General features: G+C 61.6%; 20 protein-coding genes. 13 read left to right on the forward strand and 7 right to left on the reverse strand.

What is annotated here, in order from left to right; all coding sequences use genetic code 11:
• Positions 1–144: 144 nt before the first annotated feature.
• Genes RB216_RS18645 through RB216_RS18655 form a run of 3 tightly spaced genes read right to left on the reverse strand, consistent with a single transcriptional unit; the run spans position 145 to position 2,588 of the window.
• Positions 145–957, reverse strand: a complete 813-nt coding sequence (locus tag RB216_RS18645) for a sulfite exporter TauE/SafE family protein (protein WP_122684008.1) — start codon at positions 955–957, stop codon at positions 145–147.
• Positions 958–2,202, reverse strand: a complete 1,245-nt coding sequence (locus RB216_RS18650) for an NAD(P)/FAD-dependent oxidoreductase (RefSeq protein ID WP_028616977.1) — start codon at positions 2,200–2,202, stop codon at positions 958–960.
• Positions 2,203–2,252: 50 nt separating this feature from the next.
• Positions 2,253–2,588 carry an ArsR/SmtB family transcription factor gene (locus tag RB216_RS18655; protein WP_005789341.1) on the reverse strand — a complete coding sequence of 112 codons (336 nt, stop codon included), beginning with the start codon at positions 2,586–2,588 and terminating at the stop codon, positions 2,253–2,255.
• A gap of 94 nt (positions 2,589–2,682) precedes the next feature.
• Between RB216_RS18655 and RB216_RS18660 the strand changes: the two genes are divergently transcribed.
• Positions 2,683–3,546: an MBL fold metallo-hydrolase gene (locus RB216_RS18660; protein WP_068937211.1), complete on the forward strand. Its 864-nt coding sequence runs from the start codon at positions 2,683–2,685 to the stop codon at positions 3,544–3,546.
• On the opposite strand, the gene bkdR is transcribed toward RB216_RS18660, so the two are convergent.
• Positions 3,543–4,028 (reverse strand): Bkd operon transcriptional regulator BkdR, encoded by a 486-nt coding sequence (gene bkdR, locus RB216_RS18665; RefSeq protein ID WP_010209335.1) that lies wholly within the window; start codon positions 4,026–4,028, stop codon positions 3,543–3,545. The genes RB216_RS18660 and bkdR overlap by 4 nt on opposite strands.
• 195 nt (positions 4,029–4,223) lie before the next feature.
• Between bkdR and RB216_RS18670 the strand changes: the two genes are divergently transcribed.
• From RB216_RS18670 to RB216_RS18690, 5 genes are all read left to right on the forward strand, one after another.
• Positions 4,224–5,459, forward strand: a complete 1,236-nt coding sequence (locus tag RB216_RS18670) for a 3-methyl-2-oxobutanoate dehydrogenase (2-methylpropanoyl-transferring) subunit alpha (RefSeq protein ID WP_028616979.1) — start codon at positions 4,224–4,226, stop codon at positions 5,457–5,459.
• A gap of 1 nt (position 5,460) precedes the next feature.
• The gene (locus tag RB216_RS18675; RefSeq protein ID WP_016978112.1) at positions 5,461–6,519 is read left to right on the forward strand and encodes an alpha-ketoacid dehydrogenase subunit beta; all 1,059 of its coding nucleotides are present in this window, start codon (positions 5,461–5,463) and stop codon (positions 6,517–6,519) included.
• Positions 6,520–7,779 carry a dihydrolipoamide acetyltransferase family protein gene (locus RB216_RS18680; RefSeq protein ID WP_305381725.1) on the forward strand — a complete coding sequence of 420 codons (1,260 nt, stop codon included), beginning with the start codon at positions 6,520–6,522 and terminating at the stop codon, positions 7,777–7,779.
• A gap of 3 nt (positions 7,780–7,782) precedes the next feature.
• On the forward strand, positions 7,783–9,162 hold the full coding sequence (gene lpdA / locus RB216_RS18685) for a dihydrolipoyl dehydrogenase (RefSeq protein WP_308907719.1): 1,380 nt from the start codon (positions 7,783–7,785) through the stop codon (positions 9,160–9,162).
• 148 nt (positions 9,163–9,310) lie between these two features.
• A complete protein-coding gene (locus tag RB216_RS18690) occupies positions 9,311–10,330 on the forward strand; it encodes a branched-chain amino acid aminotransferase (protein ID WP_028616982.1) in 1,020 nt (339 codons plus the stop codon).
• A gap of 98 nt (positions 10,331–10,428) precedes the next feature.
• Here RB216_RS18690 and RB216_RS18695 read toward each other — a convergent pair whose 3' ends face one another.
• Positions 10,429–11,325, reverse strand: a complete 897-nt coding sequence (locus tag RB216_RS18695) for a GNAT family acetyltransferase (protein ID WP_308907720.1) — start codon at positions 11,323–11,325, stop codon at positions 10,429–10,431.
• A gap of 267 nt (positions 11,326–11,592) precedes the next feature.
• Here RB216_RS18695 and ctlX point away from each other — a divergent pair, with 267 nt between their 5' ends.
• The 7 genes from ctlX (at position 11,593) to RB216_RS18730 (ending at position 17,488) form a co-directional block, all read left to right on the forward strand.
• Positions 11,593–12,519 (forward strand): citrulline utilization hydrolase CtlX, encoded by a 927-nt coding sequence (gene ctlX / locus RB216_RS18700; protein ID WP_028616984.1) that lies wholly within the window; start codon positions 11,593–11,595, stop codon positions 12,517–12,519.
• Positions 12,520–12,535: 16 nt separating this feature from the next.
• Entirely contained in the window at positions 12,536–13,582 is a 1,047-nt protein-coding gene (gene ocd / locus RB216_RS18705) for an ornithine cyclodeaminase (RefSeq protein WP_028616985.1), read from the forward strand.
• 245 nt (positions 13,583–13,827) lie between these two features.
• Positions 13,828–14,607, forward strand: coding sequence for an ABC transporter substrate-binding protein (locus RB216_RS18710; protein WP_028616986.1), 780 nt, complete (start codon positions 13,828–13,830; stop codon positions 14,605–14,607).
• A 132-nt stretch (positions 14,608–14,739) separates the two neighbouring features.
• Positions 14,740–15,441, forward strand: coding sequence for an ABC transporter permease (locus RB216_RS18715; protein WP_028616987.1), 702 nt, complete (start codon positions 14,740–14,742; stop codon positions 15,439–15,441).
• A complete protein-coding gene (locus RB216_RS18720; protein ID WP_068937204.1) occupies positions 15,438–16,151 on the forward strand; it encodes an ABC transporter permease in 714 nt (237 codons plus the stop codon). Before RB216_RS18715 ends, RB216_RS18720 begins: the two co-directional genes overlap by 4 nt.
• A gap of 3 nt (positions 16,152–16,154) precedes the next feature.
• A complete protein-coding gene (locus tag RB216_RS18725) occupies positions 16,155–16,985 on the forward strand; it encodes an ABC transporter ATP-binding protein (protein ID WP_016974876.1) in 831 nt (276 codons plus the stop codon).
• Positions 16,986–16,990: 5 nt separating this feature from the next.
• Complete coding sequence (locus RB216_RS18730; RefSeq protein ID WP_016974875.1) at positions 16,991–17,488, forward strand: Lrp/AsnC family transcriptional regulator; 498 nt, start codon at positions 16,991–16,993, stop codon at positions 17,486–17,488.
• A 124-nt stretch (positions 17,489–17,612) separates the two neighbouring features.
• Here the strand turns inward: RB216_RS18730 and RB216_RS18735 are convergent, their stop codons facing one another.
• Positions 17,613–18,446: a TIGR03915 family putative DNA repair protein gene (locus tag RB216_RS18735; RefSeq protein ID WP_068937203.1), complete on the reverse strand. Its 834-nt coding sequence runs from the start codon at positions 18,444–18,446 to the stop codon at positions 17,613–17,615.
• On the reverse strand, positions 18,443–19,663 hold the full coding sequence (locus RB216_RS18740) for a putative DNA modification/repair radical SAM protein (RefSeq protein WP_016974873.1): 1,221 nt from the start codon (positions 19,661–19,663) through the stop codon (positions 18,443–18,445). The genes RB216_RS18735 and RB216_RS18740 overlap by 4 nt, the downstream gene beginning before the upstream one ends.
• Positions 19,664–19,691 lie beyond the last annotated feature (28 nt).

Here is a 19,691-nt window from a genome sequence, read left to right on the forward strand (position 1 = left end):
GCTACTTGGGTACTGGGTGGGGGATTCAATGGGATGAATTGCCACTGCCTCTGCAGAGGCCGGCTTGCGCCAATCCGGCACCTGCAAAGTGAGGGGGACCAGGTGAGGACTGCCGGCAAATTCGATTTAGTCCAGGTCCGGCACTTAGGACGTAAGACCGGCCTTGACCAACATGCCAACGGCCACCAGTACACACAGGCTGGCAAACCCCATCTGCAAGGTGCGCGCAGGAATCACCGAACACAGGCGTCGACCGGCCAGCATGCCGACGATGCTCGCACCGATAAACACCCAGCCCACCGATTCGATGCGTACACCGGCATGGAACGCGCCGGCCACACCGACCAAGGAGAGCAGGCTGATCACCATCAAGGAGGTGGCGACGATGCCGCGCATCTGCACATCGGTGAGTTGCTTGAACGCCGGCACGATCAGGAAGCCACCGCCCACACCGAGCAGGCCGGATACCGCACCGGTCACCGCGCCGAGGGCGGCCAGGGTCGCGCTGCATTTGGCGGTCCAGGCGAAGCGCCCGGTCTGCTGATCGAGCATGCAGTTCTTCTGACCCCAGGACGCCGTGCCATGGCCACTCGGCCCGTCCTCACGTTTTTCACGCTGCAACATGCGCCAGGCCACCAACACCATCAAGCCACTGAACAGCCCCATCAGCAACGCTTCCGGCAGTTGATGGGCGAGAAACACACCCACCGGCGAGAACAACGCACCGAGCAAGGCGATCAACAACGCAGCGCGGTAACGCACCAGGCCATGCCGCAAACCATCGACCGCTCCCACCGCCGCCGCCGCACCAACCGCAAGCAACGACACCGGCGCGGCCTGGGTCATGCTCAAGCCCAAACCAAGCACCAGCGCCGGCACCCCAAGGATGCCGCCGCCCGCGCCGGTCAGGCCCATGACCAGGCCCATCAATAACCCCAACACACTCGCCAGCAGCATTCAGTCCACCTTGCTCAGTCGGGTCAGCCACTCGCGGCCCTTGAGCATGCCATTCCAGTAGAACCACGGCAGCAAGGTGGCCTTGAGGAACCACATCGAACGCCGCGCCTGGGTCGGGTCCAGGGGAAAGGTCGGCAGCAGCTTGCCGCCGTAGCCGAACTCTGCCAACACCACCTTGCCCTTCTCCACCGTCAATGGGCAGGAACCATAGCCATCGTATTTGAGCGGCAGCGGCGCCTGTTTGCGCAGGGCCAGCAGGTTTTCGGCGACCACCACGATCTGCTTGCGCACCGCCGCCGCGGTCTTGGCGTTGGTGGTGCCGCACACGTCACCCAGGCCGAAGATGTGTGGGTAACGCAGGTGTTGCAGGCTCTGCGGGTTCACCTCGCACCAGCCGGCGGCGTCGGACAGCGGGCTTTGGCGGATGAAGTCCGGAGAAACCTGCGGTGGGACCACGTGCAGCAGGTCGAAGGATTTTTCTTCAACGCGGGCATTGCCTTCGGCGTCCTTCACTTCGAACCAGGCCTTACGCGCTGGGCCGTCGACTTTCACCAGGTTGGCGTTGAACGCAAGGCGGGCGTTGTACTTCTCCACGTATTTCATCAACGGCGGCACGAAGGTCGCCACGCCGAACAGCGCGGCACCGGCCAGGTTGAATTCGACGTCGATGTTTTTCAGTACGCCCTGCCTGAGCCAGTGATCGCAGGACAAATACATGGCCTTTTGCGGCGCGCCTGCGCATTTGATCGGCATGGCTGGCTGGGTGAAGATCGCCTTGCCGCCCTTGAGTTGCTGCACCAGTTGCCAGGTGTAAGCGGCGTGCTGGTAGCTGTAGTTGGACGTGACGCCATGCTTGCCGAGGGTGTCTTGCAGGCCTTCGATCTTCTCCCAGGCCAGGCGCAGGCCGGGGCAGACGATCAGGTTTTGCCAGCTGACACGCTGGCCGCTGTCGAGGATCAGGGTCTGCTCGTCGGGCAGTACTTCGGTGACGGCGGCTTGCACCCAGGTAACGCCGTTGGGCAATACATCAGCCAGCGGGCGGCGGGTCTTTTTCAGGTCATAGGCGCCGCCACCCACCAGGGTCCAGGCGGGCTGGTAGCAATGCTGGTCGCTCGGTTCGATCAGGATGATATTCAGGTGCGGGTCGCGCTTGAGCAGGCTGGCCAGCAGGCCAATGCCCGCCGAGCCGCCGCCGATGACTACGATGTCGCCACTGATGGTTGGGCCCCAGTGTTGGTCGGTCATGGTCTATCGCCTTTGTCATACATGCACACAAGGGTCGCTGCCGGATGGCGTCACGCCCAGCTTTTTATGACCGCGCCGCAGTACAAGCCGGACAGGGTCTTCATTACTTGAATCACTTCGTGGCTGGCCAACCCGTAGAAGATGTATTTACCTTCCCGACGGGTGGCGACCAACCCTTCGTCACGCAGGATGCCCAACTGTTGAGACAGCGTGGGCTGGCGCACGCCGGTCAGGGCTTCCAGTTCGCCGACATTGCGCTCGCCCTGGGTCAACTGGCACAGGATCAACAAACGATCCTCATTGGCCAGGGCCTTGAGCAAGGAGCAGGCCTTGGACGCCGATGCGCGCAACTGGGCGACTTCGCCCTCACTCAGAGTAGATTCCATTTGCCTCGGGTCCTTTTTGTCACTTAAGCTCAAAACATTATGTGAAAACGTAAACTGATTGTAACTACTTTTTTCTTCATCCGGGACAACCGCCATGCCAGCGCTGATCCAAGCCTTTCTGGACGAGGCATCGTCGACCTACACCTACGTGGTATATGAAACCGATGGCGGCCCCTGTGCCATCGTCGATTCGGTGCTCAACTACGACCCGGCCTCGGGGCGCACCGACACCGCCCAGGCCGACAAGGTCATCCGCTTTGTGCGCGAGCATGGGCTGCAGGTGCAATGGCTGCTGGAAACCCACGCCCACGCTGATCACTTGTCTGCCGCGCCATACCTGCGCCGCACGCTGGGTGGCAAGATCGCCATCGGGCAGTCGATCAGCAAAGTGCAGGGCGTGTTCAAGAACCTGTTCAACCTGGAGCCGGAATTTCGCGTGGATGGCTCGCAGTTCGATCACCTGTTTGCGCCGGATGAGGTGTTTCACATCGGCACGATCAAGGCCCAGGCCCTGCATGTGCCAGGGCATACCCCGGCGGACATGGCCTATCTGATCGACGACCGACTGATCCTGGTGGGTGACACGCTGTTCATGCCGGATGTCGGCACGGCGCGCTGTGATTTCCCTGGCGGCGATGCGCGGCAGTTGTATGCGTCGATGCGCAAGTTGCTGGGCTTTCCCCTGGAAACCGAGTTGTACGTCTGCCACGACTACCCGCCTGAAGGCCGTGAGGCAAAGTGCCGGACCACGGTAGCCGAGCAGCGTGCGGGGAATATTCATGTGCATGATGGCGTGGATGAAGCCACGTTTGTCGAGATGCGCACCACGCGCGACGCAGGGCTGGGGATGCCGACGCTGTTGCTGCCGGCGATCCAGGTGAATGTGCGGGCGGGGAATATGCCGCCGGCGGAGGACAATGGTGTGGTGTACCTGAAGATTCCGGTCAACCACCTCTAACCCAGGTTGATGCCGTTGGCCGGTAGCGGCAACGCGGTTTTGTAGCGCACCTGCTTGAGGGCGAAGCTGGAGCGGATGTTGGCGACGCCCGGCACCTTGGTCAAAAAGTCCATCATGAAACGCTCCAGCGACTGGATTGTCGGCACCAGCACCCGGATCAGATAGTCCGGGTCACCGGCCATCAGGTAACACTCCATCACTTCTGGCCGGTCCGAGATCGCGCCTTCGAACTGCTGCAACGCCAACTCATTCTGCTTTTCCAGGCTGACGTGGATGAACACATTGACGTGCAGCCCCAATAGATCGGCGTCGAGCAGCGTGACTTGGTCACGGATCAAGCCCAGCTCTTCCATCGCCTTCACCCGGTTGAAACACGGCGTGGGCGACAGGTTCACCGAGCGGGCCAGGTCGGCGTTGGTGATGCGGGCGTTCTCCTGCAGGGCGTTGAGAATCCCAATATCGGTACGGTCCAGTTTGCGCATGAGACAAAATCACCTGTTTATTATGTTTATGCAGTTTTTTTATCCGCAAATGATCCCGAGCGCAATGAAACACAGATAAATATTCTTCTACGCCCCGCCTATGATTGTTGTAGGACAAGATTTCTCCTATCCGGAGACTGACTGTCAGCTAGCGCGCCCACTACAAGAAATTCACAAGATAGAGCGTAGAAAGCCATGACCCAGCAGTATGAACCACTGCGCCTGCACGTCCCTGAACCCTCGGGACGCCCAGGCTGCAAGACCGACTTCACGTACCTGCGCCTGACCGACGCCGGTCTAGTGCGCAAACCCGCCATCGACGTAGAACCCGCCGACACCGCCGACTTGGCCAAGGGCTTGATCCGCGTGCTCGACGACCAGGGCCAGGCCTTGGGGCCATGGGCCGAAGGTGTTCCCGTCGAGATCATGCGCCGCGGCATGCGCGCCATGCTCAAGACGCGGATCTTCGACAACCGCATGGTGGTCGCCCAACGTCAGAAAAAAATGTCGTTCTACATGCAGAGCCTCGGCGAAGAAGCTATCGGCAGTGCCCAGGCCCTGGCCTTGAACATCGACGACATGTGCTTCCCCACCTACCGCCAGCAAAGCATCCTGATGGCCCGCGAAGTGCCACTGGTGGACCTGATCTGCCAACTGCTGTCCAACGAGCGCGACCCGCTCAAGGGCCGTCAGTTGCCGATCATGTATTCAGTGAAAGACGCTGGCTTCTTCACGATTTCCGGCAACCTCGCCACCCAGTTCGTACAAGGCGTGGGCTGGGGCATGGCCTCGGCGATCAAGGGCGACACCAAAATCGCTTCCGCCTGGATCGGCGACGGTGCCACCGCCGAATCCGACTTCCACACCGCTCTCACCTTTGCCCACGTTTACCGCGCGCCGGTGATCCTTAACGTGGTCAACAACCAGTGGGCCATCTCCACCTTCCAAGCCATCGCCGGCGGCGAAGCCACCACCTTTGCCGGACGCGGCGTGGGTTGTGGCATCGCCTCCCTGCGTGTGGACGGCAACGACTTCATCGCGGTGTACGCTGCTTCCGCCTGGGCTGCCGAGCGTGCGCGCCGCAACCTTGGTCCTACGCTGATCGAGTGGGTCACGTATCGAGCCGGCCCGCACTCCACTTCTGATGATCCGTCGAAATATCGCCCAGCCGACGACTGGAGCCACTTCCCCCTGGGCGACCCGATTGCCCGCCTCAAGCAGCACCTGATCAAGATTGGCCAGTGGTCCGAAGAGGAACACGCGGCGGTCAGTGCAGAACTTGAAGCCGAAGTGGTCAAGGCACAGAAAGAAGCCGAACAGTACGGCACCCTCGCTGGCGGCCAGATTCCAAGCGCCGCGACCATGTTCGAAGACGTCTACAAAGAGATGCCGGAGCATTTGAAGCGCCAGCGTCAAGAGTTGGGGATCTGACATGAACGATCACAACAACAGTATTGAAGTGGAAACCGCCATGACCACCACCACCATGACCATGATCCAGGCCCTGCGCTCGGCCATGGATGTGATGCTCGAACGAGATGACAACGTGGTGGTGTTTGGCCAGGACGTCGGTTATTTCGGCGGCGTGTTCCGCTGCACCGAAGGGTTGCAGACCAAATACGGCAGCTCGCGGGTATTTGATGCACCGATCTCCGAGAGCGGCATTATCGGCGTGGCCGTGGGCATGGGCGCCTATGGCCTGCGCCCGGTGGCCGAGATCCAGTTCGCCGACTACGTCTACCCCGCCACCGACCAGATCATCTCCGAAGCGGCGCGCCTGCGTTATCGCTCGGCCGGCCAGTTCACCGCGCCACTGACCATGCGCATGCCGTGCGGCGGTGGCATCTACGGCGGCCAGACCCACAGCCAGAGTATCGAAGCGGTGTTCACCCAGGTTTGCGGGTTGCGCACGGTGATGCCGTCGAACCCCTATGACGCCAAGGGCCTGCTGATCGCCTCCATCGAGAACGATGACCCGGTGATCTTCCTTGAGCCAAAACGCCTGTACAACGGCCCATTCGATGGCCATCACGACCGCCCGGTAACCCCGTGGTCGAAACACCCGCAAGCCCAGGTGCCGGATGGTTACTACACCGTGCCGCTGGACGTGGCCGCCATCGTGCGTCCGGGCTCGGCCGTTACCGTGCTGACCTATGGCACCACCGTGTATGTGTCGCAAGTTGCCGCCGAAGAAACCGGCATCGACGCCGAGGTCATCGACCTGCGCAGCCTGTGGCCGCTGGACCTGGAAACCATCGTCAAATCCGTGAAGAAGACCGGCCGTTGCGTGGTGGTGCATGAAGCCACCCGCACCTGCGGCTTTGGTGCCGAGTTGGTGTCACTGGTGCAAGAACACTGCTTCCACCACCTGGAAGCGCCGATCGAACGCGTCACCGGTTGGGACACCCCCTACCCGCACGCGCAAGAGTGGGCGTATTTCCCAGGGCCGTCCCGAGTGGGCGCGGCGTTGAAACGGGTCATGGAGGTCTGAATGGGCACGCACGTTATCAAGATGCCGGACATTGGCGAAGGCATCGCGGAAGTTGAACTGTCGGTGTGGCATGTAAAGGTCGGTGACATGGTCGTGGAAGACCAGGTGCTGGCGGATGTAATGACCGACAAGGCGATGGTGGACATTCCCTCGCCCGTGCACGGCAAGGTGATTTCCCTCGGCGGCGAGCCGGGTGAAGTCATGGCCGTGGGCAGTATTCTGATCAGCATTGAAGTGGAAGGTGCCGGCAACGCCAAGGAAGCGCCCGCCGAGAAGGAAACGCCGAAGGCCACCCCTGTGGTTGAGGCCAAGCCTGCGCCGGTGGCGGTTGAAAGCAAACCTGCACCGGTTATCGCAGCCCAGGCGCCTGTGGCACGTGAAGCCGACGAACGCCCGCTGGCCTCCCCGGCCGTGCGCAAACACGCATTGGACGCCGGGATTCAACTGCGTCTGGTCCAGGGCACTGGCCCGGCGGGCCGGATCCTGCACGAAGATTTGGAGGCTTTCTTGCTCCAGGGTCCGACGCAGAATAAAACCGCTGCCAACCCTTACGCCGAACGCCACACCGAAGAACAGATCCCGGTGATCGGCATGCGCCGCAAGATCGCCCAGCGCATGCAGGACGCCACCCGTCGTGCCGCGCATTTCAGCTATGTGGAAGAGATCGACGTCACCGCCCTCGACGAGTTGCGCGTGCACCTCAACGAGAAGCACGGCGCCACACGCGGCAAGCTGACCCTGCTGCCATTCATCGTGCGCGCCATGGTGGTGGCACTGCGTGACTTCCCGCAGATCAACGCGCGTTACGACGACGAGGCCCAGGTCATCACCCGCCTCGGCGCCGTGCACGTGGGCGTCGCCACCCAGAGCGATGTTGGCTTGATGGTGCCGGTGGTGCGTCACGCCGAGGCCCGCAGCCTGTGGGGCAATGCCGAAGAAATCGCACGTTTGGCCACGGCTGCGCGCAATGGCAAGGCCAGCCGTGACGAGCTGTCGGGCTCGACTATCACCCTGACCAGCCTGGGAGCCTTGGGCGGCATCGTCAGCACACCGGTGCTGAACCTGCCGGAAGTGGCGATTGTTGGCGTCAACCGTATCGTGGAACGGCCGATGGTGATCAAGGGCCAGATCGTGGTGCGCAAGATGATGAACCTCTCCAGTTCCTTCGATCACCGCGTGGTCGATGGCATGGACGCGGCGCAATTCATCCAGGCCATTCGCGGCCTGCTCGAACAACCCGCCAGCCTGTTCCTGGAGTAAGGCATGACGCAGACATTGAGTACCACGCTGCTGATCATCGGCGGCGGCCCTGGCGGTTATGTGGCAGCGATCCGTGCCGGGCAACTGGGCATTCCGACCATCCTGGTGGAAGGCCAGGCGCTCGGCGGCACGTGCCTGAATATCGGCTGCATCCCATCCAAGGCCTTGATCCACGTGGCCGAGCAGTTCCAGCAAACCATCCACCACAGCCAGGGTTCGCAATTGGGCATCGAAGTGAATGTGCCGACCCTGGACATCCGCAAAAGCGTGGAATGGAAAGACGGCATTGTTGACCGCCTGACCACCGGCGTCGCCGCCTTGCTGAAGAAACACAAAGTGCAAGTGATCCACGGCTGGGCCAAGGTGGTGGACGGCAAGACCGTCGACGTCGGCGACCAGCGCATCCAGTGCGAACACTTGCTGCTGGCCACCGGCTCGAAAAGCGTCAACCTGCCGATGCTGCCGATTGGCGGGCCGGTCATTTCGTCCACCGAAGCCCTTGCGCCGAAAAGCGTGCCCAAGCGCCTGATCGTGGTCGGTGGCGGTTACATCGGCCTGGAACTGGGCATCGCTTATCGCAAGCTCGGCGCCGACGTGAGTGTGGTCGAAGCACAGGATCGCATCCTGCCGGCCTATGACGCTGAGCTAACGCAGCCGGTGAACGAATCCCTCAAGCTACTGGACGTGAAGCTGTACCTCAAGCACAGCGTCACGGGTTTTGCCGATGGCAGCCTGCAAGTACGCGACCCGAATGGCGACACCCTGTCGCTGGCAACCGATCAGGTGCTGGTTGCCGTTGGTCGCAAACCCAACACCCAGGGCTGGAACCTTGAGGCGCTGAACCTGGAGATGAACGGCGCGGCGATCAAGATCGACAGCCGCTGCCAGACCAGCATGCGCAACGTGTATGCCATCGGCGACCTGAGCGGCGAGCCGATGCTCGCGCACCGAGCGATGGCCCAAGGCGAGATGGTGGCCGAACTGATCAGCGGTAAACCCCGCGAATTCAACCCGGCCGCGATCCCGGCGGTGTGCTTTACCGACCCGGAACTGGTGGTGGTCGGCAAGACCCCGGATGACGCCAAGGCCGCCGGATTGGATTGCATCGTGTCGAGCTTCCCGTTCGCGGCCAATGGCCGGGCGATGACCCTGGAGTCCAAAACCGGCTTCGTCCGGGTGGTGGCGCGACGCGACAACCACCTGATCGTCGGCTGGCAGGCCGTGGGGATTGGTGTCTCGGAACTGTCCACCGCCTTTGGCCTGAGCCTGGAGATGGGTTCGCGCCTGGAAGACGTGGCCGGGACCATCCACGCCCATCCGACGCTCGGTGAAGCCGTGCAGGAGGCCGCGTTAAGGGCCCTGGGCCACGCGTTGCACCTGTAAACACAACCCCGGTAGGAGCCGGCGTGCCGGCGATGGCGTTTTCAAGGTCACCCTCGCCGGCAAGCCGGCTCCTACAAACCCGCCGCAGAATGAAGTATTGTTGCGCCCATCCAGAAAAAAACCGACTTGACCAACGATAGAGGGTGTCATGGGTAACGAAAGCATCAATTGGGACAAGCTGGGTTTTGACTACATCAAGACCGACAAGCGGTTTCTCCAGGTCTGGAAAAACGGCGAATGGCAAGAAGGCACCCTGACCGACGACAACGTGCTGCACATCAGCGAGGGCTCCACCGCCCTGCACTACGGCCAGCAATGCTTTGAAGGCCTCAAGGCCTATCGCTGCAAGGATGGTTCGATCAACCTGTTCCGCCCAGACCAGAACGCCGCCCGCATGCAGCGCAGCTGCGCACGCCTGCTGATGCCGCATGTGCCGACCGACGTGTTCATCGATGCCTGCAAACAAGTGGTCAAGGCCAACGAGCACTTCATCCCGCCGTACGGCAGCGGCGGCGCGCTGTACCTGCGCCCGTTCGTGATCGGCACCGGTGACAACATCGGCGTACGTACCGCGCCGGAGTTCATCTTCTCCGTGTTCTGCATCCCGGTCGGCGCCTACTTCAAAGGCGGCCTGGTGCCGCACAACTTCCAGATTTCCACCTTCGACCGTGCCGCGCCACAAGGCACCGGTGCCGCCAAGGTCGGTGGCAACTACGCCGCCAGCCTGATGCCAGGTTCCGAAGCGAAGAAATCCGGTTTTGCCGATGCGATCTACCTGGACCCGATGACCCATTCGAAAATCGAAGAAGTCGGCTCGGCCAACTTCTTCGGGATCACCCACGACAACCAGTTCATTACGCCGAAGTCGCCTTCGGTGCTGCCAGGCATCACCCGCCTGTCGCTGATCGAACTGGCCAAGACCCGCCTGGGCCTGGACGTGATCGAGGGCGAAGTGTTCATCGACAAGCTGGACCAGTTCAAGGAAGCCGGCGCCTGCGGTACGGCTGCGGTGATCTCGCCAATCGGCGGCATCCAGTACAACGGCAAGTTGCACGTGTTCCACAGCGAGACCGAAGTCGGCCCGATCACCCAGAAGCTCTACAAAGAGCTGACCGGTGTGCAGACCGGTGACGTTGAAGCGCCGGAAGGCTGGATCGTCAAGGTCTAACCCATAAACCCTGTAGGAGCCGGCTTGCCGGCGATGGCTGCCTTGAATGCTGCGATCAATTCAAGGGCCTCATCGCCGGCAAGCCGGCTCCTACAGGTTTACGCGCCGCTCTTGGGGATGTTTTCGGCAATCTTCTTGCCCATGCTGATCCTCGGTTCCACTCCATACCCCAACGCCTCATAAAACCCCGCCACCGCGTCGTTGCCACTGGTGATCTGCAGGTTGATCTTCATGCAGCCAAGCGCCGTCAATGCCTGTTCCGCATACCGCACCAGCGACGACCCCAAGCCATGCCGCCGATAGTCGGCGTGCACCGCCACCGAATACAGCCAGCCGCGATGTCCGTCATAGCCGGCCAGAATCGTTCCGATCACGGTTTTTTTATCCATTGCGACGAAAAACAGCCCGTCGTTGACCGCCAACTTTTTATCAATCGCCAGCGTCGGCAGGTTATGCGCCGTGTCATAGCCAAATGCTTCCTGCCATAACGCCACCACCTGCGCCCGGTGCGGGCGGTCGCGGTACGGCCCGATAGCGTGGCGGGACAGCAGCGCTTTTTCCATCACCAGCGTACGCTCGTTGCCGTGGTAGACGTCGCGCACAGTATGGAACCCCAGCTTGGCGTAGAACGGCTCGGCCGTCAGCGAAGACGGCACGCTCAGCACCGTCACTCCGGCTTCGCGGGCGCGTAGCTCAATCTCGATCATCAACAGCCGACCAATGCCCTGCCCTTGCAGCGCCGGGTTGACGAACACCGAGCGCACCACATTGCCGTCGAGGGCCGCAGTGGCGACGATTACCCGTTCCTGAACCGCCACCAGCACCACGCGACGCTTGAGCAGTTCCAGCACCGCCTCCGGCGTGAAGTTAGCGGCAACCCGCGCGATCACATCCGCCGGATAGTCCCGCGCATTGCTGCTGTGCAGGGCCGCCAGAATGACCTGGCTGATCCCCTCGGCATCGGCGGTTTGGGCCGTACGAACAGCGGTAGACATGCATTCTCCTTCCTGGCTCGGGTTTCACGAACGCCCTCATACTAATGTAGGAGCTGGCTTGCCAGCGATAGCGGTCTGTCAGACCCAGCGCTATCGCCGGCAAGCCGGCTCCTACAGATTGATCGCATTCCAACCCCTACAGCCGATTCGGCTGTGCCATTACCCTTTTCAGCTTTCCCGGCTGAGCCGCCCTCAGGTTTCAGCCGGGATTCATCCCGCACAAGCCACACAATATTCCCACAGCTCACCCCATGGACCCGTGCACCCATGCAAACCACCAATACTGTCTTGATGATTCGCCCGGCGCGCTTTGCCTTCAACCCGGACACCGCGATCAACAACCGCTTCCAACGCCGCCCCCTCGACCCGCTCAGTGCACAGCAGAAAGCGCTGGAAGAATTCGACGGCTATGTCGATACCCTGCGCCAGCACGGCGTGGAAGTACTGGTGGTGCAGGACACCCCGGCACCTCACACCCCCGACTCGATCTTCCCCAACAACTGGTGGAGCAGCCACGCCGACGGCAGCCTGGTGCTGTACCCGATGGAAGGCCAGAACCGACGACTGGAACGCAACAAAGGCGTGCTGCAAGTGTTGGAACAACGATTTACGGTCAAGGACACCATCGACCTCAGCCACCTGGAACAGCAGAACATCTTCCTCGAAGGCACCGGCAGCATGGTGCTCGACCGCCAGCACCGCATCAGCTACGCCTGCCACTCCGGGCGCACCCACCACGACGCGCTACGCCAGTTCGCCGAACGCCTCGACTACCAGCTCTGCGTATTTCACGCCGTCGACCGCCATCACGCGCCGATCTACCACAGCAACGTGATGATGAGCGTCGGCCGCGACCTCTCGGTGGTGTGCCTGCAAGCCCTGCCCGACGCCAGCGAACGCCAGGCCCTGGAACGCTCACTGCGCGACACCGGCAAAGACATCCTCGCCCTCGACTTCGACCAATTGGAAGCCTTCGCCGGCAACATGCTCGAAGTACATGACCGCGACGGCCAGCCGCTGCTGGTGATGTCGGCCAGCGCCTGGGGCGCCCTGCAACCCGCCCAGCGCCAGCACGTGGAGCGCCATACGCGCCCGGTGGTGGTGAACATCGACAACATCGAACGCATCGGCGGCGGCAGTGCCCGCTGCATGCTGGCGGAAGTGCACCTGCCCGCCCGCGCCACCGTCCAATAACTCAAGGAGTCTTGCCATGACCCGCTATATCGACGTCAACGATCTCTGCTACCTGGTCTCGCAAAAAGGCCTGCAAACCTGCATCACCGAGATGGCCGAGTACATCCGTGCCGACTACCTGCGCTGGCAGGATTTCGAAAAATGCGCGCGCCTGGCCAACCACTCGCCGGACGGCGTGATCGAGCTGATGCCAGTCTCTGACGCGTCGTTGTACGCGTTCAAATACGTCAACGGCCACCCGAAAAACACCCTGGCCGGCATGCTCACCGTAATGGCCTTCGGCGCCTTGGGGGATGTAGACACTGGCCTGCCCGTGCTGCTGGCGGAAATGACCCTGACCACCGCAATTCGCACTGCTGCCACCTCGGCGCTGGTCGCCCGCTACCTGGCCCGCGACAACAGCCGCAGCATGGCGCTGATCGGCAACGGCTCCCAGAGCGAATTCCAGGCCCTGGCCTTCCACGCCATGCTCGGCATCAATGAGATCCGCCTGTTCGATATCGACGCCAAAGCCACCGCCAAGCTGGCAGCCAACCTCAAGGCGTTCCCGGCGATCAAGGTGATCCTGGCCGCCAGCGTCGCCGAGGCGGTCAAAGGCGCCGACATCGTCACCACCGTCACGGCCGACAAGGCCTACGCCACCATCCTGACGGACGAGATGATCGAGCCCGGCATGCACCTCAACGCCGTCGGCGGCGACTGCCCCGGCAAGACTGAACTGGACCGACGTATCGTCGAGCGCGCCCGAGTGATCGTCGAGTACGAACCGCAAAGCCGTATCGAAGGCGAAATCCAGCACATGCCGGAAGATTCGCCGGTCACCGAACTGTGGCAAGTGATCAACGGCCAGCAGCCCGGCCGCGAAAATGCGCGCCAGGTCACTCTGTTCGATTCGGTAGGTTTTGCCATTGAAGACTATTCGGCCCTGCGCTATGTGCTGGACGTGGCCAAGGCACTGGATGTAGGCAGCGACCTGGAGCTGGTGCCGGACCTGGCCGACCCGAAAGACCTGTTCGCACGCCTGGCCCAACAACCACGCGTACAGCAGAAAAAGCGCGCCTGAAAACGCTCTGGCCTGCCGCTTTGCGTCGAGGGCGGGCCAGATTCACCTTGGTTAAAAGCCGATTCAGCGGGTGCCTCAGCCGATTCCGCTGCATTGCACGTTTTAACAGCGTAATTCGCGCTTTGTGGGAGGGGTAAACGACACAAAAAACGCACCACCATGAAGCATTCTCTCCCTCCAACAAAAACTATTTGTTTCAATTTAAAGACTGCCCTGACATCAATTACAAAATATAGGGACTCCACATGACTCCACTGCGATCACTCTTCGCCGCGTTGCTGTTGCCACTCTGCGCCACCGCCGCCCACGCCCAGGACTGGAAAGAAATCCGCTTCGGCGTATTCCCCGAGTACCCCCCCTTCGAATCCGTCGCCGCCGACGGCAGCCTGCAAGGCTTCGATATTGAGTTGGGCAACGCGATCTGTGCCAAGCTGGAAGTGAAATGCACCTGGGTGCACAACGAATTCGACGGCATGATCCCGGCCCTGCGCGCACGCAAGTTCGATGCGATCATGTCCTCCATGGCCGTGACCCCGGCCCGCGAAAAGATCATCGACTTCAGTGACCGCCTGTTCCTCAGCCCGACCTCCGTGATCACGCGCAAGAGCGCCGACTTCGGCGACACGCCGGAATCTCTGAAGGGCAAGCAAGTCGGCGTGCTGCAAGGCTCGCTGCAAGAGGCGTATGCGCGTGCGCACCTGGCCAAGCTCGGCGCGCAGATCAAGGCGTATCAGTCCCAAGACCAGAACTACGCCGACCTGCAGAACGGCCGACTCGACGCGACCCTGACCGACAAGCTCGAAGCTCAGCTCAACTTCCTGTCCAAGCCCGAAGGCGCCGACTTCAAGACCGGCCCGGCCTTCAAGGACCCGACACTGCCGCTGGATATTGCCATGGGGCTGCGCAAGAACGATCAGGAGCTGCGTGCGTTGATCAACAAGGGCATCGCCGCCGTCCAGGCCGATGGCACCTACGCACAGATCCAGAAGAAGTACTTCGGCGACCAGGACATCTACAACGAGTGATGCCAACGGCTGATCCCTGTAGGAGCCGGCTTGCCGGCGATGGCGGCCTGAAGCATTGCGCTGAACCCAAGGGCCTCATCGCCGGCAAGCCGGCTCCAACAAGGTTGTCTGCGCCCTTAAGAGACTCTCCCCATGAACGAATTCCTCAACCTGCACGGCTACGGCCCGATGCTGGCCCAAGGCGCCTGGATGACCCTCAAACTGTCATTCCTCGCCTTGGCCCTCAGCCTTGCCCTGGGCCTGATTGCCGCCGGCGCCAAGCTTTCCAGCGCCAAATGGCTGCGCGTGCCGGCCACGCTCTACACCACCTTGATTCGCAGCGTGCCGGACCTGGTGCTGATCCTGCTGATCTTCTACAGCCTGCAACTGTGGCTCAACGACCTGAGCGAAGTGTTCGGCTGGGATTACTTTGAAATCGACCCGTTTACCGCGGGCGTCGTCACCCTGGGTTTTATCTACGGCGCGTATTTCACCGAGAACTTCCGGGGCGCGATCCTCAGCGTGCCAGTCGGCCAGTTGGAAGCCGCGACCGCCTACGGCCTGAGCCGCTGGCAGCGCTTTCACCTGGTGCTGTTCCCGCAACTGATGCGCTTTGCCCTGCCGGGCCTGGGCAATAACTGGCTGGTGCTGCTCAAGTCCACGGCGCTGGTGTCGATCATCGGCCTGTCGGACCTGGTCAAGGCCGCACAGAACGCCGGCAAGACGACCAACGAGCCACTGTATTTCCTGATCCTCGCGGGCCTGGTGTACCTGGTGATCACCACCCTCTCCAACCGCATCTTCAAGCGCCTCGAACGGCGCTACAACCTCGGCATCAAGGGGATGGCGCGATGATCGAACTGTTCCAGCAATATGGCCTGGCCTATCTGTTCAGCGATGGCACAGGATTGTCCGGCGTAGCGATGACGTTGTGGTTGTTCATCATCTCTGTCGTGTTCGGTTTTTTCCTATCGATACCGTTGGCACTCGCGCGGGTTTCCGAGCACGTCTGGCTGCGCTGGCCGGTGGAGGTCTACACCTACCTGTTTCGCGGCACGCCGTTATATATCCAGTTGCTGATTTGCTACACCGGGCTGTACAGCCTGGAAGTGGTGCAGGACAACGCCCTGCTCAACCAGTTTTTCCGCAACGCGCTGAACTGCACGCTGCTGGCCTTTGTGCTCAACACCTGCGCCTACACCGTGGAAATCTTCGCCGGAGCGATCCGCAATATTCCCCATGGTGAAATCGAAGCGGCCAGCGCGTATGGCCTGCACGGCTGGCGTCTCAACCTGTTCGTGGTGGTGCCCGCCGCACTGCGCCGCGCATTGCCGGCCTACAGCAACGAAATGATCCTGATGCTGCACGCCACCTCCCTGGCGTTTACCGCCACCGTGGCTGACATCCTCAAGGTGGCCCGCGACGCCAATGCCGAAACGTTCCTGACGTTCCAGGCATTCGGCATCGCTGCCCTGCTCTACATGCTGCTGTCCTTTGCACTGGTGGGCCTGTTCCGACTGGCCGAACGTCGCTGGATGCGTTTTCTTGTTCCTACCCGAGGCTAACCCATGAATCAGTCCGCGCAGGCCCTGGCCGCTTATCCCGTTGATGAACCCGTTGCCAAACCCGCCACCGCCGCCATCAAGCTGCAAGTCGAGGGCATCCACAAACGCTACGGCGAACATGAAGTGCTCAAGGGGGTTTCCCTGAATGCGCGCCATGGCGACGTGATCAGCCTGATCGGCGCCAGCGGGTCCGGCAAAAGCACAATGCTGCGCTGCATCAATTTCCTCGAACAGCCGGACGCCGGGGTGATCACCCTGGACGGCATCAGCATCGAAATGCGCCAGGGCCGCGCCGGCACCCGTGCGCCGCATCAAGATCAGTTGCAGAACCTGCGCACGCGCCTGGCCATGGTGTTCCAGCACTTCAACCTGTGGAGCCACATGACCGTGCTGGAAAACATCACCATGGCCCCGCGCCGGGTGTTGGGCGTCAGCGCCGCCGAGGCGGAAAAACGCGCACGGATGTATTTGGACAAGGTCGGCCTGCCGGGCCGCGTGGCGGATCAATACCCGGCGTTCCTCTCCGGCGGCCAACAACAGCGCGTGGCGATTGCACGGGCGTTGGCGATGGAGCCGGAGATCATCCTGTTCGATGAACCGACTTCCGCACTCGACCCAGAACTTGTAGGAGAAGTCCTCAAAGTCATACAGACGTTGGCCGAGGAAGGTCGTACCATGCTGATGGTCACCCACGAAATGGGCTTTGCCCGCCAGGTGTCCAGCCAAGTGCTGTTCTTGCACCAGGGCCGGGTCGAGGAACACGGCGACGCCAGGATCCTCGACCACCCCAACAGCGAACGCTTGCAGCAATTTCTTTCCAACCGTTTGAAGTGAAACCCATGGATACCAAGGCCAACGGACCCCATTCCTCCCCCGCGCTGGACCGCATCGATGAAGCCATCATCGAAGTCCTACGCCACCAGGGGCGTATCACCTACGAAAAGCTCTCGTCGCTGGTGCACCTCACGCCCAGGCCCTGCCTGGAACGGGTGCGCAAGCTGGAGCGGCGCGGCGTGATCCGTGGGTATGGGGCGATCATTGATGTGCAGATGGTGTCGCCAGGGTTGTCGTTGCTGGTGCTGGTGGCCTTGTCGAACCAGAGCGGGCGCTCGGCGCAGAAGGCTTTCGAAGCCTGTGTGAAGGCTTGCCCGCAGGTGTTCGAATGCCAGTTGATCAGCGGCCCGTTTGACTACAGCCTGCGCATGCGCTGCCGGGACATGGAGCATTACCGGGTGCTGACCGAGACCTGGTTGAACAATGACGAGTTGCACATTGATAAGTTGGTGGCGCATCCGGAGTTGGCGGTGGTCAAGAACACCGCCACCGAACTGGCCTGAGCCCCAATTTCACCAAACACTGCATAACCCCTGTGGGAGCGGGCTTGCTCGCGAATGTGGAGTGTCAGTCACTTAATTTGTCACTGATACACCGCATTCGCGAGCAAGCCCGCTCCCACATTTTTTAACCGTGCCCACTTAGTATTTTCTTGCCAGGCTTGATCCCAATCATCTTCGCCTGCCCATCCTTCTGCTTCCCCGTCCGCGCCTCACTGATCAACCCCGGTATCAACTTGCCCTCCGGCAGGTTCTTCCAGAACCGGCTGGGTAAGTGCCCTTCCATCACCTTGGGGTTCAACCGCGCCGGATTGAAGATGTGGCTGTAGTAGGTCAGCCACATTGCACTGTGGGGGTCTTCGACATTCTGCGCCAATTGCCGCCAGGCCTCGGGACACTCGCGCTGATGGATCAACTGCTCACCGTCGTAATACACCCCGTCCAACGGCGTGGCGATCATCCAGCGATGCCGCCCCATGCGCCCGATGAAATGCTGGCTGGCCGATTTCAGGATGTCGTGGGCAGGCTCATGCCAGGCTACGTACTCGGGCAATTGCGGCCCGGCCTCGGCGGGTAACGCGATAAACCGCACAAACGCATGCAGGTGGTGCGCCTCACGACTGACCTGCTTGATCCGCCGCTGCAACTCACTGCCCAGCTTGTCCCCCGCCAGCATTGCCGTGCGGTCACCATGACTGACACGCCACAACACTTCGTACAACAAGCTCCAGCGCTGGTCGCCGTGGTAACAGGCGGCCGACTCCAACAGTTCCAGCAGGGCCTTGGGCACCCGCGTCTGGAAAGGCCCAGGCGCTTCGGGAATCGACTGGTCGGTGGCAAACAGGTCGGCCACCTCCGCCTCGCCCCAGCTTACCTGGCTGGGGTCTACCTGATGGCTGAGCAACCAGCGCGCCTGGTCGCGCCAGGTGCTGAACAGGTTGTCGCATTCCAGGCTGATCATCCCCACAACCCCATCTGCTGCGGTTGCGGGCGGTCGCGCAATTGTTCGCGCAGCAGCACGCTGGTGCTGTCGGCCTGTTGCGGGTGGTAGTCACTGGTGATGAAAAACGGCTTGGCCTTGGCCAGTACGCAGCGCATGCGCGCCAGGTCTTCGAAGCGGATCTTGCGTTCACGGCGCAGGTCCACCAGGCGCTGGGTGGTGCGCAGGCCGATGCCTGGGATACGAGCGATCAAGGTCGGCTCGGCGCGGTTCAAGTCCAGGGGGAACACCTCACGGTTTTCCAGGGCCCAGGCCAACTTGGGGTCGATATCCAGCGCCAGGTGGCCGGGACCTTTGAACAGTTCATTGGCGTTGAACCCATAGCTGCGCAGCAGGAAATCGGCCTGGTACAAGCGATGCTCACGCATTAACGGAGGCGCGGCCAGGGGCACGCTTTTCGGGCTGTTGGGGATGGGGCTGAACGCCGAGTAATACACGCGGCGCAGCTTGAAGTTGCCGTACAACGCCTCGGCACCGTGGAGGATGGTGCTGTCATCGGTGTCATCCGCGCCGACGATCAGTTGCGTGCTCTGCCCGGCCGGGGCAAAACGCGGCGCGCGCGGCTCGTTGCGGACCGTCTGCTCGCCGGTGTAGATGGTCTGCATGGCCTGCTTGATCGACACGATCTTTTTTTCCGGCGCCAGGGTCTGCAGGCTGGCCTCGGTCGGCAATTCGATGTTCACGCTCAGGCGATCGGCATACTTTCCGGCTTCGGCGATCAGCGCCGGGTCGGCATCGGGAATGGTCTTGAGGTGGATATAGCCGCGAAAGTCATGCTCTTCGCGCAGCAATTTGGCGACCCGCACCAACTGCTCCATGGTGTAGTCGGACGAACGGATGATGCCGGAACTGAGAAACAGCCCGCTGACGCAATTGCGTCGGTAGAAATCCAGGGTCAGGGTGACCACCTCCTCCGGGCTGAAACGCGCGCGGGGCACGTCGCTGGAGCGGCGGTTGACGCAGTACTGGCAGTCGTAAAGACAGAAGTTGGTGAGCAACACCTTGAGCAGCGACACACATCGCCCGTCCGGCGTATAACTGTGGCAGATGCCCATGCCATCGGTAGACCCCAGCCCCGCCTTGCCTTCGGAGCTGCGCTTGGGTGCGCCACTGCTGGCGCAGGACGCATCGTACTTGGCGGCGTCGGCGAGAATGCTGAGTTTTTCGATCAACTGCATGGAGGGCTACCGATACTGGTTTTTTGTA

The organism is Pseudomonas canadensis (assembly GCF_030980095.1).
Lineage (GTDB): Bacteria > Pseudomonadota > Gammaproteobacteria > Pseudomonadales > Pseudomonadaceae > Aquipseudomonas > Aquipseudomonas canadensis.